This is a genomic window from Pseudonocardia xinjiangensis (assembly GCF_050948425.1).
Taxonomy (GTDB): domain Bacteria; phylum Actinomycetota; class Actinomycetes; order Mycobacteriales; family Pseudonocardiaceae; genus Pseudonocardia; species Pseudonocardia xinjiangensis.
On sequence record NZ_CP192009.1, the window covers coordinates 229,054 to 252,327 of the forward strand.

General features: G+C 72.4%; 24 protein-coding genes. 13 read left to right on the top strand and 11 right to left on the bottom strand.

Annotated elements, in window-relative coordinates:
- Positions 1-6: 6 nt before the first annotated feature.
- From ACQPZA_RS01080 to ACQPZA_RS01110, 7 genes are read right to left on the bottom strand one after another with little or no spacing between them, the layout of a single operon-like run.
- Positions 7-1,011, bottom strand: a complete 1,005-nt coding sequence (locus ACQPZA_RS01080; RefSeq protein ID WP_433277569.1) for an aldo/keto reductase — start codon at positions 1,009-1,011, stop codon at positions 7-9.
- On the bottom strand, positions 1,008-1,319 hold the full coding sequence (locus tag ACQPZA_RS01085) for an L-rhamnose mutarotase (protein ID WP_433277571.1): 312 nt from the start codon (positions 1,317-1,319) through the stop codon (positions 1,008-1,010). The genes ACQPZA_RS01080 and ACQPZA_RS01085 overlap by 4 nt, the downstream gene beginning before the upstream one ends.
- Entirely contained in the window at positions 1,319-2,362 is a 1,044-nt protein-coding gene (locus ACQPZA_RS01090) for an ABC transporter permease (RefSeq protein ID WP_433277573.1), read from the bottom strand. The genes ACQPZA_RS01085 and ACQPZA_RS01090 overlap by 1 nt, the downstream gene beginning before the upstream one ends.
- Positions 2,359-3,939, bottom strand: coding sequence for a sugar ABC transporter ATP-binding protein (locus ACQPZA_RS01095; RefSeq protein ID WP_433277575.1), 1,581 nt, complete (start codon positions 3,937-3,939; stop codon positions 2,359-2,361). The genes ACQPZA_RS01090 and ACQPZA_RS01095 overlap by 4 nt, the downstream gene beginning before the upstream one ends.
- Positions 3,940-3,950: 11 nt before the next feature.
- The gene (locus ACQPZA_RS01100) at positions 3,951-5,003 is read right to left on the bottom strand and encodes a sugar ABC transporter substrate-binding protein (protein WP_433277577.1); all 1,053 of its coding nucleotides are present in this window, start codon (positions 5,001-5,003) and stop codon (positions 3,951-3,953) included.
- Between the two features lie 30 nt (positions 5,004-5,033).
- Complete coding sequence (locus ACQPZA_RS01105; RefSeq protein ID WP_312858953.1) at positions 5,034-5,801, bottom strand: SDR family NAD(P)-dependent oxidoreductase; 768 nt, start codon at positions 5,799-5,801, stop codon at positions 5,034-5,036.
- A complete protein-coding gene (locus tag ACQPZA_RS01110) occupies positions 5,798-7,120 on the bottom strand; it encodes an L-fuconate dehydratase (RefSeq protein WP_433277579.1) in 1,323 nt (440 codons plus the stop codon). The genes ACQPZA_RS01105 and ACQPZA_RS01110 overlap by 4 nt, the downstream gene beginning before the upstream one ends.
- Before the next feature lie 381 nt (positions 7,121-7,501).
- Between ACQPZA_RS01110 and ACQPZA_RS01115 the strand changes: the two genes are divergently transcribed.
- From ACQPZA_RS01115 to ACQPZA_RS01150, 8 genes are all read left to right on the top strand, one after another.
- Complete coding sequence (locus tag ACQPZA_RS01115) at positions 7,502-8,458, top strand: MurR/RpiR family transcriptional regulator (protein WP_211173828.1); 957 nt, start codon at positions 7,502-7,504, stop codon at positions 8,456-8,458.
- Complete coding sequence (locus tag ACQPZA_RS01120) at positions 8,458-9,249, top strand: sugar isomerase domain-containing protein (protein ID WP_433277582.1); 792 nt, start codon at positions 8,458-8,460, stop codon at positions 9,247-9,249. Before ACQPZA_RS01115 ends, ACQPZA_RS01120 begins: the two co-directional genes overlap by 1 nt.
- A gap of 103 nt (positions 9,250-9,352) precedes the next feature.
- Positions 9,353-10,780: an N-acetylglucosamine/diacetylchitobiose ABC transporter substrate-binding protein gene (gene ngcE / locus ACQPZA_RS01125; RefSeq protein WP_169394613.1), complete on the top strand. Its 1,428-nt coding sequence runs from the start codon at positions 9,353-9,355 to the stop codon at positions 10,778-10,780.
- A 2-nt stretch (positions 10,781-10,782) separates the two neighbouring features.
- The gene (locus ACQPZA_RS01130) at positions 10,783-11,700 is read left to right on the top strand and encodes a carbohydrate ABC transporter permease (RefSeq protein WP_169394614.1); all 918 of its coding nucleotides are present in this window, start codon (positions 10,783-10,785) and stop codon (positions 11,698-11,700) included.
- Positions 11,701-11,711: 11 nt separating this feature from the next.
- A complete protein-coding gene (locus ACQPZA_RS01135; protein WP_433277585.1) occupies positions 11,712-12,632 on the top strand; it encodes a carbohydrate ABC transporter permease in 921 nt (306 codons plus the stop codon).
- Positions 12,633-12,696: 64 nt separating this feature from the next.
- Positions 12,697-13,839 (top strand): alpha/beta hydrolase, encoded by a 1,143-nt coding sequence (locus tag ACQPZA_RS01140; RefSeq protein ID WP_433277587.1) that lies wholly within the window; start codon positions 12,697-12,699, stop codon positions 13,837-13,839.
- A 110-nt stretch (positions 13,840-13,949) separates the two neighbouring features.
- Complete coding sequence (locus ACQPZA_RS01145) at positions 13,950-14,690, top strand: maleylpyruvate isomerase family mycothiol-dependent enzyme (protein ID WP_433277589.1); 741 nt, start codon at positions 13,950-13,952, stop codon at positions 14,688-14,690.
- 32 nt (positions 14,691-14,722) lie between these two features.
- Positions 14,723-15,040 (top strand): hypothetical protein, encoded by a 318-nt coding sequence (locus ACQPZA_RS01150; protein ID WP_433277590.1) that lies wholly within the window; start codon positions 14,723-14,725, stop codon positions 15,038-15,040.
- 112 nt (positions 15,041-15,152) lie between these two features.
- Here the strand turns inward: ACQPZA_RS01150 and ACQPZA_RS01155 are convergent, their stop codons facing one another.
- On the bottom strand, positions 15,153-15,602 hold the full coding sequence (locus ACQPZA_RS01155; RefSeq protein ID WP_169394618.1) for an MSMEG_6728 family protein: 450 nt from the start codon (positions 15,600-15,602) through the stop codon (positions 15,153-15,155).
- Positions 15,603-15,607: 5 nt separating this feature from the next.
- Positions 15,608-16,207, bottom strand: a complete 600-nt coding sequence (locus ACQPZA_RS01160; protein WP_433277591.1) for a hypothetical protein — start codon at positions 16,205-16,207, stop codon at positions 15,608-15,610.
- 180 nt (positions 16,208-16,387) lie between these two features.
- Between ACQPZA_RS01160 and ACQPZA_RS01165 the strand changes: the two genes are divergently transcribed.
- From ACQPZA_RS01165 to ACQPZA_RS01175, 3 genes are all read left to right on the top strand, one after another.
- Positions 16,388-16,909, top strand: a complete 522-nt coding sequence (locus ACQPZA_RS01165; protein WP_433277593.1) for a VOC family protein — start codon at positions 16,388-16,390, stop codon at positions 16,907-16,909.
- Positions 16,910-17,310: 401 nt separating this feature from the next.
- Positions 17,311-18,261 (top strand): LCP family protein, encoded by a 951-nt coding sequence (locus ACQPZA_RS01170; protein WP_433277595.1) that lies wholly within the window; start codon positions 17,311-17,313, stop codon positions 18,259-18,261.
- 61 nt (positions 18,262-18,322) lie between these two features.
- On the top strand, positions 18,323-19,486 hold the full coding sequence (locus ACQPZA_RS01175) for a serine hydrolase domain-containing protein (protein WP_433277597.1): 1,164 nt from the start codon (positions 18,323-18,325) through the stop codon (positions 19,484-19,486).
- A 40-nt stretch (positions 19,487-19,526) separates the two neighbouring features.
- Here the strand turns inward: ACQPZA_RS01175 and ACQPZA_RS01180 are convergent, their stop codons facing one another.
- A complete protein-coding gene (locus ACQPZA_RS01180; protein ID WP_433277598.1) occupies positions 19,527-20,477 on the bottom strand; it encodes a Ku protein in 951 nt (316 codons plus the stop codon).
- Between the two features lie 84 nt (positions 20,478-20,561).
- Here ACQPZA_RS01180 and ligD point away from each other — a divergent pair, with 84 nt between their 5' ends.
- Positions 20,562-21,473, top strand: coding sequence for a non-homologous end-joining DNA ligase (ligD, locus tag ACQPZA_RS01185; protein WP_433283160.1), 912 nt, complete (start codon positions 20,562-20,564; stop codon positions 21,471-21,473).
- A gap of 172 nt (positions 21,474-21,645) precedes the next feature.
- Complete coding sequence (locus ACQPZA_RS01190; RefSeq protein ID WP_433277600.1) at positions 21,646-22,254, top strand: putative glycolipid-binding domain-containing protein; 609 nt, start codon at positions 21,646-21,648, stop codon at positions 22,252-22,254.
- A gap of 15 nt (positions 22,255-22,269) precedes the next feature.
- Here ACQPZA_RS01190 and ACQPZA_RS01195 read toward each other — a convergent pair whose 3' ends face one another.
- The gene (locus ACQPZA_RS01195) at positions 22,270-23,214 is read right to left on the bottom strand and encodes a prephenate dehydrogenase (protein WP_433277602.1); all 945 of its coding nucleotides are present in this window, start codon (positions 23,212-23,214) and stop codon (positions 22,270-22,272) included.
- Between the last annotated feature and the right edge of the window lie 60 nt (positions 23,215-23,274).

The following is a 23,274-nucleotide window of genomic DNA, read 5'->3' on the forward strand; positions in this document are numbered from 1 at the left end:
CTGCCCTCACAGGGCAGGAAAGTGGCTTTCCTGACCCCCGGGGGGTGGGGGGAGGAGGCCTTCGTTCGTCAGGTCTTGCCAGAGGGCGTCCGGGATCCGGGTCTCCGCTGCGGCTGCGTTCGCCGCCACCTCGGCCGCGGCGCGGGCGCCCAGCAGCACCGAGGCGACCTCGGGGCGCGCTCCCGCGAACGCGATCGCGGCGGCGGGCAGCGGGACCCCGTGGCGGCGGCAGACGGCGCCGATCGCGGCCGCACGCTCGCGAACGGTGGCAGGCGCCGGCTGGTAGTCGTACGTGGCGTCCGCAGGAGGGTTGTCCGTGGCGAGCAGTCCGCTGTTGAACACCCCTGCCGCCAGCACCGACACGCCGCGCTCCGCGCAGGCCGGGAGCAGGTCGTCGGCCGCGGACGGGTCGAGCAGGGTGTAGCGGCCCGCGACGAGCACGGCGTCCACCTCGGTCTCGACGACGAACCGGGTGAGCATGGCGGTCTGGTTCATCCCGGCCCCGATCGCCCCGATCACGCCCTGGGCGCGTAGCTCGTGCAGCGCCGGGTAGGCCTGCCCGGCCGCCTCCGCCCAGTGGTCGTCCGGGTCGTGGATCAGGACGAGGTCGATGCGGTCGAGCCCGAGCCGCTCCAGGCTCCCCTCCAGGCTGCGTCGCACGCCGTCGGCGCTGAAGTCCCAGACCCGTCGCAGGTCGGCGGGCACGTCGAAGCCCTCGTCGTCACGGCGGGAGGCGCCGTCGGGGTCGGGCACCAGCAGCCGTCCGACCTTCGTGGAGATCGTGTACTCCGCGCGCGGACGACCGGCCAGCGCGGCTCCGAGCCGCCGCTCCGCCAGGCCCAGCCCGTAGTGCGGCGCCGTGTCGAAGAACCGGATGCCGCTCTCCCACGCCTGGTCGATCGTGGCGGTGACGTCGGGCTCGGGCACCACGCGGTAGAGGTTGCCCAGCGGTGCGGTGCCGAGCCCGAGGGGGCTGACCGGCACGGAGGAGCGCCCCAGCACGGCGGTCATGGCAGCTCCCAGACCTGACGCAGCCCGCGGTCGGTGCCGGAGTAGTCGTCGGCGACGTCGAGCAGCTCCGCCATCCGCGCCTGCCATGTGACGTTCACCGGGTCGTCGCGCAGCGCGTCGCGCATGGCCCGGTAGTCCTCCACCTCGACGACGTGGAACAGGTCGAGGCCGTCGCGCCAGATCCGCCACGCGTGCACCCCGGCGCCGCGCAGGGCGGAGTCCAGCTCGGGCGGGATCTCGGCGTGGACCCGGTCGTAGTCCTCCTCCCGTCCCGGTCGCAGCTTGGTGTGCAGGGCGATCCGTTCCATCAGTCCTGAGCCTTTCCGCTGGTCAGTCGGGCCAGCACCAGCGCAACGAGGATCACGAGCCCGTTCACGGCCTGGATCTGGTCGGCCTTCACCTGGGCGAGGGTGAGCACGTTCTGGATCAGGCCAAGCAGTACCACGCCGCACAGCGCGCCGAAGAGCGAGCCCTTGCCGCCGTCGAGGCTGATGCCGCCGATCACCGCGGCGGCGAACACGGTGAAGATCATGCCGTTGCCCTGCGCGGCGGCCACCGAGCCGAGCCGGGCGGAGAGCATCAGCCCCGCGAGCGCGGCCAGCGCCCCGGCCACCACCAGCGTCAGCCAGATCACCCGCTCCACGCGGATACCGGCGGCGCGGGCGGCGTCGGGGTTGCCACCCACGGCGTAGAGCGAGCGGCCGACCCTCGTGTAGCCGAGCACGACCATGCCCACCGCGAACGCGATCACGACGATCCAGATGGCGAGCGGGATCGTGGCGATCCGCAGGCTGCCGAGGTCGTCGATCACCGGGATGCGGTTGGCGAGGTTGGAGATCGTCGCGCCGCCGACGATCGCGAGCTGCAAGCCGCGTAGGGCGATGAGCATCGCCAGCGTGACGATGAACGCCGAGAGCCGGAACCGGACGATGAGCAGCCCGTTGAAGGCGCCGATCAGGGCCCCGAACAGCACCGCCACCGGGAGCACCGTCCACGCGGGCCACGGCGCGCCGAGCACCGAGGTCTGGCCGACCACGAGGAACACCGCCACGGCGGGCGCGATCCCGACCACGGACTCCAGCGACAGGTCGAACTTGCCGACGATCAGCACCAGCGCCTCGGCCAGCACCACCAGCGCCAGCTCGGACTGGTACTTGAGCACCGTGTCGACCAGGTAGGACTGGCTGAGGAAGACGTCCGGCTTGAGCAGGTAGCCGACCACCAGCAGGGCGATGATCGGCGGGATCAGCGCGAAGTCGCGCAGCCGGGCCAGCCGCAGCCGGTTGGCCGGGCGCCCCGGCTTCGGTGGCGTCACCGGTGCCTGCGGTGCCGCGGTGCTCGTGTCCGTCATCGCTGTTCCCTCTCGGCAGAGGCCGTTCCGTCGACCGGATCCGGCTCGTCGCGCGGATCCGGAGCCGCCCCGATGCCCTCGATCTCCGCCACCAGGTCCGCCTCCCGCCAGCCCCGCGGGTGCTCGGCGACCAGCCGGCCCCCGACCATCACGACCACCCGGTCACACAACCGGAGGTCCTCCAGCTCGTCGCTCACCAGCAGCGCGGCGCGGTTGCGCCGGGTCTCCGCGTCGACCGCCCCGAGCAGCGACTCCTTCGAGCGCACGTCCACCCCCGCCGTCGGCTGCACCAGCACCAGCACCGTGGGGTCGTTCGCCAGCGCCCTGGCCATGACGACCTTCTGCGCGTTGCCACCCGACAGCTCGCTGACGGGCTGCCCCGGGCCGGCCGTGTGCACGTCCAGGTCGGTGATCATCCGGTTGGCCCGCTCGTCGCGCTTCTTCGGCAGAACGAAGCCGGCGGGCCCGAGCCGGTCGGTGATCGTCATCGTGGCGTTCTCCGCCACCGAGAGCGCGGGGACGAAGCCGTCGATGTTGCGGTCGCCCGGCAGGTACCCGACGCCGCCGCGCAGGGCGGCCGGCACGTCCCCGGAGCGGATCGGGAGCCCGGCCACGCGCACCGTGCCCTCCCGGGGCCGCAGTCCCACCACGGCTTCGGCGAGCTGACGCTTCCCGCTCGCCGCCGATCCCGCGACGCCGACGATCTCGCCGCGCCGCACCGTCAGGTCGACGCCGGTGACGATCCCCGGCACGGTCACCCCGGCGAGCTCCAGGGCGGCCTGCGCATCGGCGGGCACCGGCGGGCGGTCCGCGCCGACGTCGACCAGCCCGCGGGCCTCGCCGATCATCGCTGCCACGAGCTCGTCGCGGCCCAGCTCGGCGACGTCCGCGTCGAGCACGTAGCGGGCGTCGCGGAACACGGTGACCCGCTGGCAGATCTCGTAGATCTCCGGGAGGTGGTGGGAGATGTACAGGAACGTGACGCCCTGGGCTCGCAGGTCGCGCAGGCGGTCGAAGAGCCGGGCGATCGCGCGTCCCTCGAGCTGTGCGGTCGGCTCGTCGAGGATGACGAACCGGGCGCCGAGCGAGAGCGCGCCCGCGATCTCGACGAGCTGGCGCTGCTCGACCGACAGCTCGCGGGCCGCCACGTCGGGGTCGACGTGCACCGCCCACTCCTCGAGCAGCTCCGCCGCCTGCCTGCGCAGCAGCCGGGGGGAGAGCAGCCCGAACCGCCCCCGGGGCTGGCGGTGCAGGAACAGGTTCTCCGCCACCGAGAGACCGGGCACGACCGACGGCTTCTGGTAGACGCAGGCGACGTGCCGCCGCCAGGCCGCCCGGTCGCCCGCCGCCGGGGCCGGGCTGCCGCCGAACCGCACCTCGCCTGCGTCGGCGCGCAGCAGACCGGTGAGTACCCCGACGAGCGTGGACTTGCCGGCGCCGTTGCGCCCGACCAGCGCGTGTGTCTCGCCGGGCGCGACGGTCAGGCGCCCGTCGGCCAGCGCGACGGTGGCGCCGAACCGTTTCGTGACGCCCACCGCCTCGGCGACGGGCACCGGACCGTCCGCTCGCGGATCCATCGAGTCCACCCTCAGGCCGCCGCGTTGCCCCAGAGACTCTTGTCGTCCACGTTGTCCTTCGTGACCAGCGGTGCAGGCAGCTGGTCCTCGAAGCCGTTGGGCAGCTCGATCACGGTGCTGCCGTGGTCGGTCGGGCCCGGTGTCGGGGTCACGCCGGCCAGCGCCTGCTTCGCCCAGTACAGGCCGTACTGCGCGTAGAGGTCGGCGGGCTGGGACACGGTCGCGTCGATCTCACCGGCCCGGATCGCGTCGAACTCCTGCGGGATCCCGTCGTTGGAGATGATCGTGATGTGCTTCGGGTCGCCCGGCGGCACGAGCAGGTTGCGCTGCTTGAGCACCTGCAGCGTCGGGTCCAGGAAGACCCCGCCCGCCTGCATGTAGATGCCCTTGATGTCGGGGTCGGTGGACAGCCGGGTCTCCAGCGCCGCCTGGGCCTTGGTGCCCTCCCAGTCGGTGGGCTCCTCGAACACGGTGATGCCGGGGAACTTCGACGTCATGCATTCCTTGAACGCCTCGGAGCGGTCGCGCCCGTTGATCGACGACAGCGCGCCCTGGAACTCGACGACCTTGCCGGCGCCACCGAGCTTCTCGCCGAGGAACTCGCAGGCCTTCTGCCCGTACGCCCGGTTGTCCGCGCGCACGACCATGTAGATCTTGCCGCTGTCGGGGCGGGTGTCGATGCTGACCACCGGGATGCCCCGGCCGGCCAGCTCGTCGAGCTTGGACCCGATCGCGCCGGTGTCCTGCGGGGCGATGACGAGCGCGCCCGCACCCTGGGTGACCAGGCTGTCGATGTTGCCGATCACCTTCTGCACGTCGTTCTGCGAGTTGGTCGGCCCGGTGACGGTGACACCGAGCTCCCCGGCCTTCTCCGGGACGTAGCGGGCGTAGGCCGTCCAGAAGTCGGAGTCCGCGCGCGGCAGGTCGACGCCGATCGACGCCGACGCACCCCCGCTCGCGGGGGGTGCGGCACCGGGTGTGTCGCGGCTGCACGCGCCCACCGCGAGCAGGAAGGTGGTCGCGGCCAGCGCGCCCACGGCGCGTCGCGCAGGGACCGAAATCATCGTTGATCTCCTCGGCTTGACGGGCTCGGGTCAGTCCTTGCGCGGCCGCAGCCGCAGGCCTTGCATGCCGCCGTCCACGAAGAGCGCGGTGCCGGTGGTGGCGGCCGCCACCGGGCTGGCCAGGTAGGCGATGGCCGCGGCCACCTCCTGCGCCGACACCAGCCGGCCCATCGGCTGGCGGGCCTCCAGCGCGGCGCGTTCCGCGGCGGGGTCGTCGGCCGCGTCGAGCAGCCTGCCGACCCACGGCGTGTCGGCGGTGCCCGGGTTCACGCAGTTGACGCGGATGCCGTCGGCGACGTGGTCGGCCGCCATCGCGAGCGTGAGCGACTGCACCGCGCCCTTGCTCGCGCTGTAGAGCGCCCGCTGCGGCAGCCCGGCGGTGGCCGCGATGGAGCAGGTGTTGACGATCGCCGCGTTCGAGGACCGGCGCAGGTGCGGCAGCGCGGCCCGGCTGAGCCGGACGATGCCGAGCACGTTGACGTCGAGGACGCGGTGCCACTCGTCGAGGGAGTTGGTCTCGACGGTGCCCTGCGCGCCGATGCCGGCGTTGTTCACGAGCACGTCCAGGCCGCCGAGGCGCTCGACGGCTGCGGCGACGGCGGCATCCACCGAGTCCTGGTCGGTGACGTCCGCGGTCAGGCCGAGCAGCGGCTCCTCGACGCCGGACGGGTCGAGGTCCAGGCAGGCCACCTTGGCCCCGCGCTCAGCCAGGAGCCGCGCCGTGGCCAGCCCGATGCCGGAGCCGCCGCCGGTGACCACCGCGGCCAGCCCCGCGAACTCACCCCCGGGGGCGCTCACAGCGCGCTCCGCTGCGGCTCGCCGGCCCAGACGGCGCCATCGGGGAACCGGTACGCGGCCAGCGTCTGCGGCCGCATCTCGGCGCCGGCGCCCGGCGCGGTGGGGACGAGGTACCGGCCGTCCCGCACCACCACCGGGGCGACGAAGTGCTCGTGCAGGTGATCGACGTACTCGATCACCCGGTCGTCCATCGATCCGGACACTGCGATGAAGTCGAACATGGACAGATGCTGCACCAGCTCGCACAGGCCGACCCCGCCGGCGTGCGGGCAGACGGGCACCCCGAACTTCGCGGCCAGCAGCAGGATCGCCACGTTCTCGTTGACGCCGCCGACCCGGGCCGCGTCGATCTGCAGGTAGGACAGCGCCCCGGTCTGCAGGAGCTGCTTGAACACCACGCGGTTGGCCACGTGCTCCCCGGTGGCCACCTTGACCGGCGCGATACCGCGGGCGATGGCGGCGAGCCCGAGGACGTCGTCGGGGCTGGTCGGCTCCTCCACCCACCACGGGTCGAACGCGGTCAGCGCCCGGACCCAGTCGATCGCCGCGTCGACGTCCCAGCGCTGGTTGGCGTCCACCGCGATCCGGATGTCGGGGCCAACCGTCTCGCGGGCGATCCGCATCCGCCGCAGGTCGTCGTCGAGGTCGGCGCCCACCTTCAGCTTGATCTGGGTGAAGCCGTCGGCGACCGCCTCCCGGCACAGCCTGCGCAGCTTCTCGTCGTCGTAGCCGAGCCAGCCGGGGGTGGTGGTGTAGCCCGGGTAGCCCTGCGCCCGCAGCGTGGCCTCCCGCTCCGCGCGGCCCGGCTCCGCCGCACGGAGGATGGCCAGCGCCTCGTCGCGGGTGAGCGCGTCGGTCAGGTAGCGGAAGTCGACGAGGTCGACGATCTCCTCGGGCGTGAGACCGGCCAGCAGCTGCCACAGCGGCAGCCCGGCCCGCTTGGCCCGCAGGTCCCACAGCGCGTTGACGACCGCGGAGATCGCCATGTGGATGACGCCCTTCTCCGGGCCGAGCCAGCGCAGCTGGGAGTCGTGCACCAGTTCGATCCACAACGGCCCGAGCGCGTCGAGGGTGGTGTCGAGCGGTCGTCCGACGAGCATCGAGCCGATCGTCTCGATCGCGGCGGTCTGCACCTCGTTGCCCCGGCCGATCGTGAACGCGAAGCCGTGGCCCTCGTGACCGTCGGGGTCGTCGGTGCTGACGACCACGTAGGCGGCGGAGTAGTCGGGGTCGGGGTTCATCGCGTCGGAGCCGTCGAGCTCGCGAGAGGTGGGAAAGCGCACGTCGAGGGTGTGCACGGTGGTGATCCGCGCGGTCATGCCTGCCCCGCCGAACAAAGAAGCCGCACTGCTACCCCCGCTAGACATCCGATGTATCGCCGATCTTTATACGGCCACGCACCCTGGCGCACAAGGGCGGAGCGGTGTTCCGGGACGGACATCGGACGTCTACGGATGATCGGCGACGGCCGAGACCGCGGCGAGATCGACACCAGCGGGGTTTCGCAGGTGGGGAAGCCCTCTGGCGTCGATCTCGCTCGTCGGCGCCTGCCATTGACAGGGCCGCTGCTCACGAGCCGGGAGGGCTCCGTGTCCGTCCCGTTGCCCTCCATTAACAGAAACGTCTTACCGAAGTCTTGACAGTTCACCCCATTCGGTGGAAATTTTCACCACCTTGCTCCTGCTCGAAAGGTTGTACTGGTGGTGCTGGCTGGATCCGACTCACCCGCCGAGGCGGGCACCGGTCAGCTGCTCGTGCATCTGCGGAGCCTCCTCCCGGGGCTCGCCGGCGCGCTGCGGCAGGTCGGGAACGTGATCCTCGAGGATCCGGCCTGGGCCTCGCGGGCGACGATCGTGGAGCTCGGGGAGCGGAGCGGCACCTCACCGGCCACCGTCACCCGCTTCTGCCGCACCCTGGGCGTGGCGGGCTACACGGAGCTGCGGGTCGGCATCGCCACCGAGATCGGGCGCGCCGACCAGGCCGGCTGGGAGCTCGGCATCGGTGCGGACGTACTGCCCACCGACCCGATCGACCGCGTGCTGCGCACACTGGTGGCCGTCGACGTGCAGGCGATGCACGAGACCGCGGCGGCACTCGACCTCGCGGTGGTCGATGCGGTCGCCGACGCGGTGGTGGCCGCGCGGCGGGTCGACTTCTACGCCACGGGCGGCAGCGCCGCCGTGCTCGAGGACCAGCAGCTGCGGCTCTACCGGATCGGCATCGCCACCTGGACGTGGGCCGACGTGCACAACGGGCTCACCAGCGCCGCGCTGCTGGGCCCCGGCGACGTGGCCGTCGCGCTGTCGCACAGCGGCCGCACCACCGAGACCGTGGAGATGCTCGCCGAGGCCGGTCGGCGCGGCGCCACCACCGTCGCGATCACCAACTTCTCCACGTCACCGATCGCCGATGTCGCCGACCACCTGCTCGGCACCTCGGTGCGGGAGACGGCGTTCCGGGCCGGGGCGATGTCGGCGCGGCACTCCCAGTTCCTGGTGCTGGACCTGATCTACCTGGCGGTCGCACAACGCACGCACGAGCGCTCCACCGAGGCGTTCGCCCGCACCGCCGCCGCCGTGGCCGCGCACCGCACCCCGTACGACCCGCGCGCGAGGGGCGGCTCAGCACGCTCCGCCGATCCGCACCGAGGAGCCTGATGACCTCCGAGACGAACACGACGAGCGTCGCCCCCGGGCCGGCTCCGGTTTCCGGCGCGGCCTTCGCCGAGGCCGCCGCTGCCGCGGTGCAGCGGGTGTCCACCGAGCAGGCCGGCGCGGTCGCGGCGGCGGCAGCGCTGCTGGTCGACGCGCTATGCGCAGGCGGGGTGGTGCAGGCGTTCGGCACCGGCCACTCCCAGGCGCTGGCGATGGAGATCGCCGGACGCGCCGGCGGCCTCGTACCCACCAACATGATCGCCCTGCGCGACCTGGTGATCCTCGGTGGTGAGCCGCCGGACGTGCTGTTCGACGCCCACCTCGAACGGGATCCGGCCGTCGCCCACCGCGTCTACGAACTGGCGGGCGCGCACCCCTCCGACGTCTTCGTGATGGCGTCGAACTCCGGCGGGAACGGGTCCGTCGTGGAGCTCGCGCGGCTGGTCAAGGAGCGCGGGCACGGCCTCGTCGCGATCACGTCGATGGCGCACAGCTCGCGGGTGATCTCGCGACATCCCTCGGGGCTGCGGCTGTTCGAGCTCGCCGACGTCGTGCTCGACAACGGCGCGCCCTACGGGGACGCCGTGCTGACCACGGGTGAGATCGCCGTCGGCGGGATCTCGTCGATCACGGCGGCCCTGCTCGCCCAGATGGTGGTGGCCGAGGTCGTCGCCACCATGCTCGCCGCAGGCGAGGTCCCACCCGTCTACCTCTCGGCCAACATCCCCGAGGGCGACGCCCACAACTCCGCGCTGGAGGCCCGGTACGCCGGTCGCATCCGGCGATCCGCCTGACCGCCCCACCCCACAGTCCGTCCGCTCCCCATCGGCACGGCCCGTTCTGTCCGCTCCCCACCCCTCGTGATCAGCAGCTCATCGTCAGCTCAAGGAGACAGCCATGACCCCGTCTCGTCCCCCAACCGGCATCGACCGCCGGCAGTTCCTGCAGCGGCTGGCGGCCGCGGGCCTGCTCGCGGTACCGGGTGCGGGGCTGCTCTCCGCCTGCGCCACCGGAGGCGGGGGCACCACCACCGCCGCGCAGGGCCAGGTCAGCGCCACCAACCCGCTGGGTGTCGCCGCCGACGCCCCCCTGGACGTCGTGATCTTCAAGGGCGGCTACGGCGACGACTACGCCATCGCGCACGAGGCGATGTACAAGCAGCGGTACCCGCAGGCGCAGGTCAAGCACTCGGCGAGCACGCAGATCGCGCAGGAGATGCAGCCGCGGTTCGTCGCGGGCAACCCGCCCGACGTCCTGGACGACACGGGCGCCCAGAAGATCGAGTACGCGGTGCTCGTGAACGACAACCAGCTCACCGACCTCGGGCCCCTGCTCGATGCCCCCTCGGTGGACGACCCGAACGTCAAGGTGCGCGACACGCTGCTCCCCGGTGTGATCGAGCAGGGCACGTTCGGCGACAAGTTCGTCATCCTCAACTACGTCTACGAGACCTACGCGCTCTGGTACTCGAAGCCGCTGTTCGAGAAGAACGGCTGGCAGGTCCCCACCACGTGGGACGAGATGATGGCGCTCTGCGAGAAGATCAAGGCCGCAGGCATCGCCCCGTTCGCCTACGGCGGGGTCAACGCGGGCGACTACGTGATCGACCTCAACCTGGGCGCGGCCATCAAGCAGGGTGGCCTCGACGTCGTGAAGAACATCGACAACCTGCAGTCGGGCGCCTGGACGCAGGACACGGTGCTGGCGGCGACGCAGCGGCTCGAGGAGATGGCCCGCAAGGGCTACTTCATGCCGGGTTCGGAGGGCCTCAAGCACACCGAGGCGCAGACGGCGTGGGTGCAGGGCAAGGCCGCGTTCTACGTCTCCGGCTCGTGGATCGAGAACGAGATGAAGGGCATCGCGCCGCCGGACTTCGCGATGACCGCGGCGCCGGTTCCGGTGCTGGACAGCAGCTCGGCGATGCCGGTCACGGCCCTGCGTACGCAGCCGGCCGAGGCGTTCGTGGTGCCGTCCAAGGCGAAGAACGTCAACGGTGGCATGGAGTACCTGCGGACGATGCTCTCCAAGGAGGGCGGCATGAAGTTCGCCGAGCTCACCGCGTCGGTGCCCGCGGTGAAGGACGCCACGGCGCAGGCCAAGAAGACGCCGGCGCTGGAGTCGCTCACGGCCGCTCTCGCCGCCGCGGGCCCCAACGTGTTCAGCTGGCAGTTCCGGACCTGGTACTCCACCTACAGCACCCTGCTGATCACCGAGACGACGAACCTGCTCGCCGGCCGCACCGACGCCAAGGGCTACCTCGCGAAGCTGCAGGCGGAGACCGACCGGATCGCCGCCGACTCGAGCATCACCAAGTACCACCGCTGACCATGCGTTACGGAAAATACCGGTTCATCGCCGGCTTCCTGGCGGTCCCGCTGGCGCTCTACATCGTGTTCGTCGTGTCGCCGTACGCCCAGGCGTTCTACATCTCGATGACCGACTGGCGGGGCTTCTCCGGGCAGCAGAACTTCATCGGCTTCGGCAACTACATCGAGCTGGCCACCGACGGCCGGTTCTGGCGGGCCATGGGGCACAACGGGCTGCTGCTCCTGGTGGTGCCGCTGGTGACGATCGTGTTCGCCCTGTTCCTGGCGGCCGTCACGACCGTGGCGGGACGCCAGGGCGCGGTCGGTCGCGGCGGGGTGCGGGGATCACGCTTCTACCAGGTGGTGTTCTTCTTCCCGCAGGTCGTCCCGGTGGTGATCGCCGGGGTGCTCTTCGGGTTCTTCTTCAACCCCGACGCGGGGCTGCTCAACGGGCTGCTGCGCGTGCTCGGCCTGGGCTGGCTCACGCGGCCGTGGCTCGGCGACCCGGCGCTCGCCCTGCCGTCGGTGATGGCCGTGCTCATCTGGGGTGCGGTCGGCTTCTACTACGTGCTGTTCAGCTCGGCGATGAAGTCGGTGCCCCCTGACGTCTTCGAGGCGGCGGTGCTCGACGGAGCCGGGCGGCTGCGCACGTTCTGGAGCATCACGCTGCCGATGATCTGGGACAGCGTCCAGGTCTCCTACATCTACCTGGGGATCATGGTGCTCGACGGGTTCGCGCTGCTGCAGGTGATGTTGCCGGTGCCGGGTGGCGGCCCCGACGGGTCGACGGCGGTGGTGTCGCAGTACCTGTACGAGAGCGCCTTCATCAACGGCCGGTTCGGCTACGCCTCGGCCATCGGGGTGGCGCTGTGCCTGGTGACGCTGCTGCTGGCCGTCGCCGTCCTGCGGCTCACCCGCCGCCAGCAGACCGAGTACTGAGGAGTACGGCGATGACACTCGGCACGTCGGCGCCGGCCACGACGCCCCCCGACCGGTCGCAGCGCCGGCCGCGCCGCCACGACGACGCCCACCACAAGGCATCGCCGGGTGAGCGGACGCTCAACGTGTTCACCCACGGCTTCCTCGCGGTGTGGGCGATCCTCGTGGCGGTCCCGCTGATCTGGGCCGTGCTCACGGCCTTCAAGACCGACAGCGAGATCTTCTCCAGCCCGTGGAGCCTGCCCGCGCAGTGGCAGTTCGGCAACTTCGTGCGGGCCTGGACCACGGCCAGCATCGGCACGTACTTCGTCAACAGCCTCATCGTCGTCAGCGTCTCGGTGGTGCTGGTGATGCTGCTCGGGTCGATGGTGGCCTACGTGCTGGCCCGCTACGAGTTCCCCGGGCGGGGCGTCATCTACTACGCGTTCGTCGCCGGGATGACGTTCCCGATCTTCCTGGCCCTCGTGCCGCTGTTCTTCGTGGTGCAGAACCTCGGGATGCTCGGCACCTACCAGGGGCTGATCCTGGTCTACACGGCGTACGCACTGCCGTTCACGGTCTTCTTCATGACCGGGTTCTTCCGGACGTTGCCGAGCGCGCTCGCCGAGGCCGCGATGCTGGACGGCTGCTCGCACTCCGGCGTGTTCTTCCGGATCATGCTGCCGCTCGCCCGCCCGGGCCTGATCAGCGTGGGGATCTTCAACTTCCTCGGGCTGTGGAACCAGTACCTGCTGCCGCTCGTGCTGATGCCGGACAGCGACCACTACGTGCTCTCGCAGGGGCTCGCGGTGCTGGCGGCGAACCAGGGCTACCGCAGCGACTGGAGCGCCCTGTTCGCCGGTCTGGTGATCGCGCTGCTGCCGGTGCTCGCGGTGTACGTCGTGTTCCAGCGCCGGATCCAGGAGGGGCTGAGCGTCGGAGCCATCAAGTAGCGGCGCCGGTGCCGTGGCCGTCGACACGGTGAAAGGGCGGCCACATGCGGCGTACGGTGCAGAAGTGATCGGCTCGAGGGCGAGGCTCCGGGCACTGCGGTGGGGTCTACGTATCGTGTTCGGGCTGCCGCAGCCCGTGAAACGGGTGCTCGCGGGCCATCCGGTCCGGCTGGACGGGCAGGTCCTGGACCTGGACCTGCAACTGCTGGGGCGCGTCGACCGGCTGCTGTCGAGCTCCGCCGGCGGCACGGTCGACCAGGCCGCGCTGGCCGAGCAACGCCGCCAGGCCGACGAGGCGGCCGAGGTCGTCGCCGACGCCGCACTGGACGACGTCCTCACCGAGGACCTGCAGGTGCCCGGCGGAGCGGGCCCGCGCGCCGCCCGGCTCTACGTCCCGCCTGCCGTGCCCGAGACGGCGGGGCTGATCGTGTACTTCCACGGCGGCGGGTTCGTGATGGGCAGCATCGCCTCGACGGACCCGCTGTGCCGGCTGCTCGCGGCCCAGTCCGGGGTGCGGGTGCTCTCCGTCGACTACCGCCTCGCTCCGGAGGACCCGTACCCCGCGGCGCTCGAGGACGCCATCGCCGCGTACCACGGTGCCCGGGACGCAGCGTCCGACCTCGGCGCCGACCCCGAGCTGATCGCGGTGGGCGGCGACAGCGCGGGTGCCAACCTCGCCCTCGTCGTGGCCCAGCAGCAGGCGTTGGCCGGTGGCCCGCTCCCGGCGTTCGTCCTCGCGCTGTACCCCGTCACCGACGCGGCGCGCTCCACGCGCTCGCGGGAGATGTTCGGCGCCGGCTTCGGCCTCACCGCGGAGTACATCGCCGAGCTGGAACGCCTCTACCTGCCTGACGGGGTGCCGTCCGACGACACGCGGGGCGCGATCCTGCGCGCCGACGACCTGGCCGGGATGCCACCGGTCTATCTCTCCACCGCGGGCTTCGACCCGCTGCGTGACGAGGGCGAGGAGCTGGCCGATCGGCTGCACCACGCGGGGGTGCCGGTGGTGGCGCGCCGCTTTCCCGGCCTGGTGCACGGGTACGCCAGCTTCACCGCGGTCAGCGCCGCCGCCCGGGACGCCACCCTCGACGCGGCCAGCGCGCTGCGCGCGGCGCTCACGCTGGTGCGGAGCAGGCATCCGGCGAGGGTCATCGGCCATGCGGTGCTGGACGCGCTGCCGACCACCGCGCGCACCACCGGAGCGTGAGATCCACCGGTGACCCCGGTTCGGACGCTACCGTCACCCGGCACGTGGTCGGTCCGACGAGAAGGACGAGGCGCTGCGACGGCAGTCGCAGCACGGCTGGAGGCGAGCCCGTGGATCGCCAGGACGTCAGTGCCACCCTGCCCTGGATGGGCGCCGGCACCGAGTTCCTCTACCGCGCTGTCGACGCGTTGCCCGACGACGCCCTCCGCGCGCCAAGCGCGTTGCCCGGGTGGAGTCGGGCCCACGTCGTCGCCCACGTGGCGCGCAGCGCCGAGGGCCTCACCCGGCTCGCCACCTGGGCGCGCACCGGCGTCGAGACCCCGATGTACGCCTCCCGCGAGGAGCGGGCGGCGCGGATCGAGTCCTCGGCGCAGGCGTCCGCCGAGACGCTGCGCCGGGAGCTCATCACCACCGCCGACGAGCTCGACGCCGCCCTCGCCGCCCTCGACGACGAGGCGTGGCTCGCCGAGGTGCGCACCGCTCTCGGCGTGCCGGTGCCCGCGGCCGAGATCCCCTGGATGCGGGTGCGCGAGGTGTGGGTGCACGCGGTCGACCTCGACGTCGGGGCGAGCGTCGACGATCTCCCGCCGGAGGTGGTCGACGCCCTGCTGGACGACGCCACGGCCACCTTGTCGGAGCGCGAGGGGTGCCCCGTCGCGCTCCTGGCGCCGGTCGACCGGGAGCACACGTGGTGGCTCGGTCCGGAGTCCGGGTCCGGCTCCGTCGAAGTGCGGGGCGAGGCGGCCGCCGTGCTGGGCTGGCTGGTGGGCCGCACCGGGGGCGAGGGCGTCGATGCGGTCGGCCCCACCGGCAGGCCGGTCCCGGTCCCGGTCGCGCCGCGCTGGCTGTAGCCCTGAACCAATGGGAAGTTGACCACTTGGACGTGGACGAGGTCGTCACAGCTATCCGGGCAGAACTACCTCAGCGCATGGAGTGGTGGAACCTGCACGTCAGGTCGGTGTCCGTGCAGGCTCATGGCGAGTGGCCCATCACCGTGTTGGTCGATGACCCGACCTTCGACGAACCTCTGGAAATCCAGCTCGACGAGGACCCCTTCGGCTCCGACGACGTCAGTTCGCAGGCGAACTGCCAGCTCATCATCATCTGCGCGCTCACCGATGAGCGACTCCACGCCGAGCCGCCACCGGGGAGCTGGCAGACGTGGCGCACCGGCCGTAGCCCTCAGACCGGCCAGGAATAGGCGGCGCCCGACCCGCCTCGAGATCGACACCAGCGGGGTTTCGTCCGTGGGAAAGCCCTCTGGTGTCGATCTCGGCCGCTGTCGCCGGGTGCGCCGCGCCGGATGTAGCCCCTCAGACCGGCCAGAAGTAGGCGGAGTCCGGTTCCGCGTCCGGGAACAGCGGCCCGTAGAACTCGGGGTTCTTGCGTACCAGCGCGGACCGGTGGCTGCGGTGCACGCGCTCGTCTCCGACCCATTCCGGCAGGAGCGACCGCGCGGCGAGCTCGGCCTGGGTCCTCGGGGGTGGCAGTCCGTGCTCGGCGAGGTCCGTCCCGATGGTCGCGGCGCACGTGTCGGCCCGGCCCCGCGCCACCCACTCCGCGCAGACCACCAGCCCGTAGGCCGCGATGCCCTCGGGGTGTCCCGCCCACATCCGCACGGCGGGGTGGCGCTTCCAGCCGTAGGTCGCCCTGGTCACCGCCCGCAGCACCTGCAGCGCCTCCACGCGCTGCTTGCCGAGCCGCAGGTCGTCGAGCACGGCGGCGCTCGCGGCGAAGTCGGGGTAGGGCAGGAACGTCTGCATCGGGCCTACGCCCCCTCGACGAGGGTCACCACGCGCGTCAGCGACGGGGTGCGCGGCGTCGACCCGAACCCGAACCGCACGGGCGGCGCCACCGGGGCGAGCGCGCCCTGGTCGGCGCCGTTCCAGGTCGTGGCTGCCGCGGTCAGGCCGTGCAGGTCGAGGGCGGCGTAGTACTCCCTGCGCCCGCCTCCCGCGCTGCCCCTGGTGCGCACCCCCGGCAGCACCCGGCGGGCGACCACGTCCACGGCGCTGATCCACAGCGGGCTCGTCGCCACTGTCCGCGGTACCGCGCGGAGCAGGAGCCCTAGTGGTGGCCGCCCTCCGACGGTGAACGACAGCGCCAGCGGCGCGGCGTCCACCCGCCAGCGCACCCCGTCGATCTCGGCGTGGACCCCGCCCACTCGCACGTCGTCGAACAGGTAGGTGGCGGCCACGAACTCGGCCACCTCCCGCGACGGTGCGAGCAGGACGCGGTGCCCGTCCGGCTGCTCCACCATGACGTCGGTGAACGCGCCGAGCGGCGAGCGCGGCCAGTGCCCGACGACGACGCGCAGCCCGGCTGCCGTCCCCAGGCCGGCGATCCAGCCGTCGAAGCGGTCGGTCATCGTGCCCCCTCCGGTTCCCCGGGACTACCCGGAACGCCGCGAACCACGCCGTCCGGTGTGGCTACGGAGGAAGCTGACGCGGTGGGGGCGGGCCTGCCAGGCTGGGCGGGCCGAGGCCGGAATGTTGAGCATGCAAGTAACGTTGATCGCAGCACTGTACGTCCACGAGGAGGAGGACCCATGCCACAGCCAGAGGGTGCCGAGCTCGAAGCCGTGCGCGCTCGTCGAGCGGCGCTCAAGGAGAGGTACCTGCGCCCGGTCGGTGAGCGCCCCACCACGACGGTGCGGGGCGTGCACCACCTCGCGCTGGTCGCGCGCGACGTCGAGGAGACGATCAAGTTCTATCAGGACCTGCTGGGGTTCCCGCTGGTCGAGCTGGTGGAGAACCGCGACTACCAGGGGTCGAGCCACTTCTTCTTCGACATCGGCAACCGCAACCTGCTCGGCTTCTTCGACTTTCCCGGGCACGACCACCCCGACTACTCCGAGACGATCGGAGCCGTCCAGCACCTCGCGCTCTCCACCTCGCCGGAGGAGTTCGCCGCCACCCGCAAGCGCCTCGACGAGGCCGGCATCTCCTACCTGGGCCCGGACCGGGGCGTCGACAACAGCCTCTACATCCGCGACCCCAACGGGGTGGGCATCGAGTTCTACAGCGAGGAGCTCGGCGTATTCGAGGGGGAGCCGCTGCTCTCCTCCTGACGCCCGCTGAACGAGAAGTCGTGGCGGTCACGCAACCTGGGACTGACCCGGTGCGTCCTCTGATGTAGGACAACTGCGCCGCGTGACCGCCGTTACCGTTCATCGGTGCGGGGCCGCGGGGGGATGGGGTCAGCATGAACGGTGAGTACCGAGGACGGGGCGGCCAGCCGCCGCCGGCACACCCTTCGGGGCGGCCGCCGCGGCGCGGTGGTGGCCCCGGCTGGGGGCAGCCGCAGCGACCCCGGCCCCAGCAGGCCGGGCCGCCACCAGGCCCACCGCCCGGTCCGCCGCGTCCGCTGCGCGACACGGCGCTGCTCCCGTCCGATCCGGTCCGGCCCCAGTACCGGTCTCCCCAGTACCGGGGTCCCGCCGCCCCGGTCGCTCCGCCGCCGCGGCGTCCGGTGGGCGCCCGTCCGGTTCGCCGGCCGCGGTGGGGACGGCGGATCGGCATCGCCCTGCTCGTTCTGCTGCTGCTCGTGGTCGGTCTCGGCGTCTACGTCGACACGAGCCTCAACCGCGTTGCGGCCCTGCCGGCCGACAGCACGGCCACCTCGAAGGGCACCAACTGGTTGATCGTCGGGTCGGACAGCCGGTCCAACCTCACGCCGGAGCAGCGCGCCGAGTTCGCCACCGGCGACCCGGAGTCCGAGCTCACCGACACGATCATGCTCATGCACACCGGCAGTGGCCCCACCACGCTGGTCAGCATCCCGCGCGACTCCATGGTCGACATCCCGGGCAAGGGCCGACACAAGATCAACTCCGCCTACGGGCGCGGCGGCGGTGCCGACGGCGGCGGCCCCGAACTGCTGGTGCGCACGGTCGAGCAGGCCACCGGCCTGCACATCGACCACTACGCCGAGATCGGGTTCCTCGGTCTCGTCTCGATGGTGGACGCCGTCGGTGGCGTCGACCTCTGCGTCCCCGAGGCGATCAAGGACCCCAAGGCCGCTCTGGACATCAAGGCGGGCTGCCAGACGCTCGACCAGGCCACCGCCCTGGGCTATGTCCGCACCCGCGCCACCGCCACGTCCGACTTCGGGCGGGTCGAACGGCAGCGCGCCTTCATCTCCGCGCTGCTCGACAAGGTGACCAGCCCCACCACGCTGCTCAACCCGTTCCGGGTGGTGCCGCTGGCCACGGGACTGTCCAGCGCGATCACCGTGGACGACGGCGACCACGTGTGGAACCTCGCGAGCCTCGGCCTGGCGATGCGAGGGCTGAAGGACGGCGTCTCCACCACCGTTCCGGTGCGCGACGGCGTCGTGAACTGGGACCGCCAGCGTGCAGGCGCGCTCTTCCAGGCGATCGCCGACGACGAGCGGCCCCCGGCCAACGCACTCGGCCCCTGAGGTTGCGATGAGTTCCGCCCCGCCTGCCGGTCCCAGGTCTCGACGACCTCGAGGAGGATGCATGACGCAGCACGCGGGTGACGGACCGGTGGCCGCCGCGAGTCTCGAACGGATCTGGCAGGTCCCGGACGCGCAGGTCGCGTCCGGCCGGATCCCCGGCTACGTGGGCGCGGTGCGCGTCCGCGGGCAGGTGGAGGTCCGGGCGGGCGGCACCATGGCCGTCGGCGCGCACAGCGAGCCCATGAGCGAGCACACGCTCTTCCGCATCGCCTCGGCCACCAAGCCGATAGGCGGCGCTCTCGCGCTCGGTCTTGTGCAGGAGGGCGTGCTCGCGCTCGACGACCCGATCGCGCGGTGGCTGCCGGAGGCGGCGAACCCGCGCGTTCTCGTAGCGCCCGACGCCCCGCTCGACCACACCACCGAGGTGCGGCGACCGATCACGGTCCGGCACCTGCTGACCATGACGTGCGGCTGGGGTGCGGTGCTCGAGACGACCCCGCTGCAGGCGGCCATGAGGGAGCGGGGCGTCTACCCCGGCCCGCTCCCGCCCCCGATGACGGGCGACGAGTTCGTGGCGAGGCTCGCCGAGCTGCCCCTCGCGTTCCAGCCGGGGGAGGGCTGGCTGTACGACAGCGGCATCGACCTACTCGGCGTCCTGCTGGCCCGGGCCGCCGGAAAGCCGCTCTCCGACCTGCTCGCCGAGCGCATCACCGGACCACTCGGGATGACGTCCACGAGTTTCTGGACGCCGGAGGTCCACCGCCTCGCCACGTGCTACCTGCCGGGGCCGAACGGGCTCGACGTGCTCGACCCGCCGGGCGGCGCCTTCGCCTCCCCGCCCGGCTTCGAGAAGCTGGCCGGGGGCCTGCTGTCCACGGCGTCCGACGTACTGCGCTTCTACTGTGCGATGGCCGACGGTGGCGCACCGGTGCTCTCGGCCGACTCACTGGCACTGATGACGGCGGACGCGCTCACCGCGGCGCAGCGCCGGCAGGGGCTGCCCATCCTCGGTCCCGGAGTGTCATGGGGCCTCGGCACGAGCGTGGACGTCGAGGCCGTTGAGCCGTGGATGGCGCCGGGTCGCTGGGGCTGGGACGGCGGGACGGGCACCACCGTTCGTGTCGACCCGGGTCGCGACACCGTCGGTGTCCTGCTGACGCAGCGGCTGATGGCCGGCCCGCTGGACGGCTTCGACGACTTCTGGGCTGCGGTGGCCGCCGTCTGACCTGCGCGATGCGGCCGGGCCGGGGCGCCGTGTCCCCGGCTCAGGCCGGCTTGCGAGCCCGCTTGCGGGGTGCGGGGGCCTCGTCCTCCTCGGTCTTCTTCTTGGCTGCCGGCTTGGCTGCGGGCTTGCGGGCCGGCGCCTTCTTCTTGGTGCCCGCGTCGTTCTCCGACCCGCTCGTGGACGCGGCGGTGGCGGAGCGGCCCCCGGATCCGGCCCGGGCGGCCTCGACGCTGGCCTGCAGGGCGCTCAACAGGTCGGTCATGCTGTCCGGGCCCTCGTCGCGCTTCGCCGCCACCGGTGCCGGCCGGGTCTCGCCGGTGGTGCGCTTGCGGTCGATGAGCTCTACCACGGCGTCGCGGTACTCGTCGTGGAACTGCGCGGGATCGAACTCGGCGCCCAGGCTCTCCACCAGCGATGCCGCCATGGTCAGCTCCTGGGGCCGCAGCTCGACCTCGGCGTCCAGGATGTCGAACTCGGGCTCGCGCACCTCGTCGGGCCACAGCATCGTCTGGAGCACGATCGCCTTGTCGCGCACCCGCAGCAGCGCCATGCTCTCGCGCTGCCGCAGCGCGACCTTGACCACCGCCATCCGGTCGGTCTGCACCAGCGCCTCGCGCAGCAGCGCGTAGGGCTTCGCCGCCTTGGCGTCGGGCTCGAGGTAGTAGCTCTTCTCGAACAGCAGCGGGTCGATCTGGTCGGCGGGGACGAACTCGATGACGTCGATCTCGTGCCCGGTGGCCGTGGGCAGCGAGTCGAGATCCTCCTCGCTGAGGGTGATCAGCTCGCCGTCGTCGGTCTCGTAGCCCTTGACGATGTCGGCGTACTCGACCTCCTCGCCGTCGATCGAGCACGTGCGCTTGTACTTGATCCGTCCACCGTCGGCCGCGTGCACCTGGTGGAACCGGACGTCGTGGTTGGTCGTGGCCGAGTACGCCTTGACCGGCACGCTGACCAGACCGAACGAGACGGCGCCGCTCCACATCGCGCGCATGCAGGCCCCTGTTCCCTTCGCCGGCAACCGAGTCGGCAATATGTGTGAATCTCTCCCGAGTGCCAGCATGACGGCGTGCAGCCCATGCTCGCCACCCCTGGAGCCCTTCCGGACGGCCCGGAATGGGTGTTCGAGGTGAAGTGGGACGGCATGCGGCTGCTCGCCGACGTGGCCGACGGGCGGGTCCGGCTCGCGAGCCGCACCGAGCGTGACGTCACGGCGAGCTTCCCGGAGCTCGCCGAACTCACCCGGCTCGCGCCCGACGTCCTGCTCGACGGGGAGGTCGTGCTGCTCGAGGGCGGCGTCCCGAGCTTCCCGGCGCTGCTCGAGCGTCTCCACGGCCCCGCCCTGCCGCGGACGGTGGCGGCGCGGCCGGTGACCTACATGGTGTTCGACGTGCTGCGCCTCTACGGCGTCCCGCTGCTGGACCGCCCGTTCGAGGAACGCCGGGCCACCCTCGAACGTCTCGACCTCGCCTCCGTGCCGGCGCTCTCGCTGTCGCCGACGTATGCCGACGGCCACGCTCTGTTCGAGGCCACGCGTGAGCGGGGGATGGAGGGCGTGGTGGCGAAGCGGCGCGACGGCGTCTACCGGCCGGGGCGCCGGGGCCCGGGCTGGACGAAGGTGACCCACCGGCAGACGCAGGTGTGTGTCGTCGGGGGATGGCGCCCGGAGCGCGCAGGTCCCGGCCGGATCGGGTCGCTCCTGCTCGGTGTCCCCGACGCTGCCGGGCTTCGGTTCGCGGGCCGGGTCGGGTCGGGACTGGCCGGGGAGACGACCCAGCGTGTGCTGCGGGACCGCCTCGTCGAGGCCGAGCAGCCGCCGTTCGCCGAGCGGCTGCCCCGGCCCGACGGCGCGGGCGCGCACTGGTGTGAGCCGCAGACGGTGGTGGAGGTGGCCCACACCGGCTGGACCGAGGGCGGGCGCCTGCGGCAACCGGTGTTCCGCGGGGTGCGGGACGATCTCGATCCCGATCACGTGCGGCAGGAGGCGTGATCGCTCTCGGGACTGGCCGATCTCCGCGGTGCGGTGCAGGATGTGCCCCGTCGGATGCTCGAGAAGGGGGCGCCCCCGTGCCTGCGCCAGTTCACCTGCCTCCCACCACTCCGGCGAGGTGCGCAGTGTCACGCTCGCCGATCGCCGTCCTCGCTCGTCTACGGTGGTGCCGATGACGACGATGCTCACCTGGCAGGCCGACGGAGGCCACGGGCTCGAAGGTGCGCGCCTGCTGCTCCAGTCCCACGGCTACCGTGCGCTGGGCCGGATGGTCCGGGCCGAGCCCGGCAACGACTTCACCGCGTCCTACCGGCTGATCGTCGGCGAGGGCGGCGAGATCGTGCGGCTCTCGGTCACCGCGGCCACCGCGGAACGGGAACGCCACCTGACGATCAACCGCACCGACGACGGGGTCTGGCTCCTCGACACCGGTTCGGGCGGCGGAAACACCCGCACCGACTTCGCCGGCGCGGTCGACGTCGACCTCGAGTACAGCGCGATGTTCAACACGCTCCCGATCCGCCGTCTCAACCTGCACCGCGAGGCCGCCGAGCAGACGATGCCGATGGTGTTCGTGTCGCTGCCGGATCTCGGGGTGCGGGTGGTCGAGCAGACCTACCGCACGGTGTCGGCGCTGGACGACGCCACCGGCCACGCCGTGGTGGAGTTCCGCAGCGAGGACTTCGTCGCGGAACTGGTGGTGGACGCCGACGGCATCGTGGTCACCTACCCCGGCATCGCCACGCGGCTCCTGCCCGGCGTCACGCCCGCGGCGGGCTGAGTCGCACCCCGCGGCTCACCCGGTCCAGCCCACCACCGCGTCACCGCGGCGGCCGATCTCCCGCAGCGCCGGGAGAGCGAGCCGGGAGCGCCCTACCCGGACGGCCTCCGGGTCACGGGCGGCCGCCCAGCGCTGCCGTCCGGCGTACCCGGCGTTCACGGTGGCCGCCAGGCCTCCGGTGGACGCGAGCGCGCCCCGCATCGCGCCGAGCCGGCCCAGCGCGTCGTCCACGGCGCCGAGCAGCGCGTCCCGGTTGCCCTCGCACATCGCGAGCACCAGTTCCGGACGGGTGCCTGCCACCCGCGTGCCGTCGGCGAACGAGGACGCGGCGAGCGCCAGCGGCAGGTCGTCCTCGCCTGCGGCGCCCACGGCGGCCAGCACGGCGGCCAGCAGGTGCGGCAGGTGCGACACCCTGGCGACGGCCAGGTCGTGCTCGTCGGCTGCCGCCGGCACCACCCGGGCGCCGCATGCCCAGGCCAGCTCGGCGACGTCGGCCCACACGTCGAGGTCGAGCCCGTCGTCGGCGGCCACCACCCAGGCCGCGCCGGTGAACAGCCCGGCCTGCCCCGCCGCCCAGCCGGACTCCGCGGTGCCGGCCATCGGGTGCCCGCCGACGAAGCGGGCGCGTGGCGCGTAGCGCGCCACGTGGTCGGCCACGGCGACCTTGACGCTCACCGTGTCGGTCAGCCGGCAGGTGGGCGCGACCGCGTCGACGCGGCGCAGCACCCCGGGGAGTGCCGGCAACGGCACGGCCAGCACCACGAGCGCGTCGTCCTCGGCGGCCCTGCGCAGCGCGGCGTCGGTGTCGGTGGTGACGTCGAAACCGTCGGCTCGGGCCTCCTCCGCCGTGTCGGGCGAGTCGCTCGTCCCCCAGACCGTGCGCCCGGCCTTCCCGGCGGTCCGCATCAACGAGCCACCGATCAACCCGGTGCCGATCACGCACACCGCCCGCTCCGTCACCGCTCCGAGACTAGTGCGGTGGCCGGGAACGGTGCCGGGATGATCGGGTGATCAGGCGGG

Excerpts from the sequence above, each read along its gene's own strand:
- ACQPZA_RS01100 (WP_433277577.1), bottom strand. The coding sequence starts at position 5,003 with ATGATTTCGGTCCCTGCGCGACGCGCCGTGGGCGCGCTGGCCGCGACC.
- ACQPZA_RS01080 (WP_433277569.1), bottom strand. The coding sequence starts at position 1,011 with ATGACCGCCGTGCTGGGGCGCTCCTCCGTGCCGGTCAGCCCCCTCGGG.
- ligD (WP_433283160.1), top strand. The coding sequence starts at position 20,562 with ATGCTCGCCACCCCTGGAGCCCTTCCGGACGGCCCGGAATGGGTGTTC.
- ACQPZA_RS01095 (WP_433277575.1), bottom strand. The coding sequence starts at position 3,939 with ATGGATCCGCGAGCGGACGGTCCGGTGCCCGTCGCCGAGGCGGTGGGC.
- ACQPZA_RS01160 (WP_433277591.1), bottom strand. The coding sequence starts at position 16,207 with ATGACCGACCGCTTCGACGGCTGGATCGCCGGCCTGGGGACGGCAGCC.
- ACQPZA_RS01165 (WP_433277593.1), top strand. The coding sequence starts at position 16,388 with ATGCCACAGCCAGAGGGTGCCGAGCTCGAAGCCGTGCGCGCTCGTCGA.
- ngcE (WP_169394613.1), top strand. The coding sequence starts at position 9,353 with ATGACCCCGTCTCGTCCCCCAACCGGCATCGACCGCCGGCAGTTCCTG.
- ACQPZA_RS01110 (WP_433277579.1), bottom strand. The coding sequence starts at position 7,120 with ATGACCGCGCGGATCACCACCGTGCACACCCTCGACGTGCGCTTTCCC.
- ACQPZA_RS01155 (WP_169394618.1), bottom strand. The coding sequence starts at position 15,602 with ATGCAGACGTTCCTGCCCTACCCCGACTTCGCCGCGAGCGCCGCCGTG.
- ACQPZA_RS01175 (WP_433277597.1), top strand. The coding sequence starts at position 18,323 with ATGACGCAGCACGCGGGTGACGGACCGGTGGCCGCCGCGAGTCTCGAA.
- ACQPZA_RS01090 (WP_433277573.1), bottom strand. The coding sequence starts at position 2,362 with ATGACGGACACGAGCACCGCGGCACCGCAGGCACCGGTGACGCCACCG.
- ACQPZA_RS01130 (WP_169394614.1), top strand. The coding sequence starts at position 10,783 with ATGCGTTACGGAAAATACCGGTTCATCGCCGGCTTCCTGGCGGTCCCG.
- ACQPZA_RS01180 (WP_433277598.1), bottom strand. The coding sequence starts at position 20,477 with ATGCGCGCGATGTGGAGCGGCGCCGTCTCGTTCGGTCTGGTCAGCGTG.
- ACQPZA_RS01085 (WP_433277571.1), bottom strand. The coding sequence starts at position 1,319 with ATGGAACGGATCGCCCTGCACACCAAGCTGCGACCGGGACGGGAGGAG.
- ACQPZA_RS01190 (WP_433277600.1), top strand. The coding sequence starts at position 21,646 with ATGACGACGATGCTCACCTGGCAGGCCGACGGAGGCCACGGGCTCGAA.
- ACQPZA_RS01120 (WP_433277582.1), top strand. The coding sequence starts at position 8,458 with ATGACCTCCGAGACGAACACGACGAGCGTCGCCCCCGGGCCGGCTCCG.
- ACQPZA_RS01135 (WP_433277585.1), top strand. The coding sequence starts at position 11,712 with ATGACACTCGGCACGTCGGCGCCGGCCACGACGCCCCCCGACCGGTCG.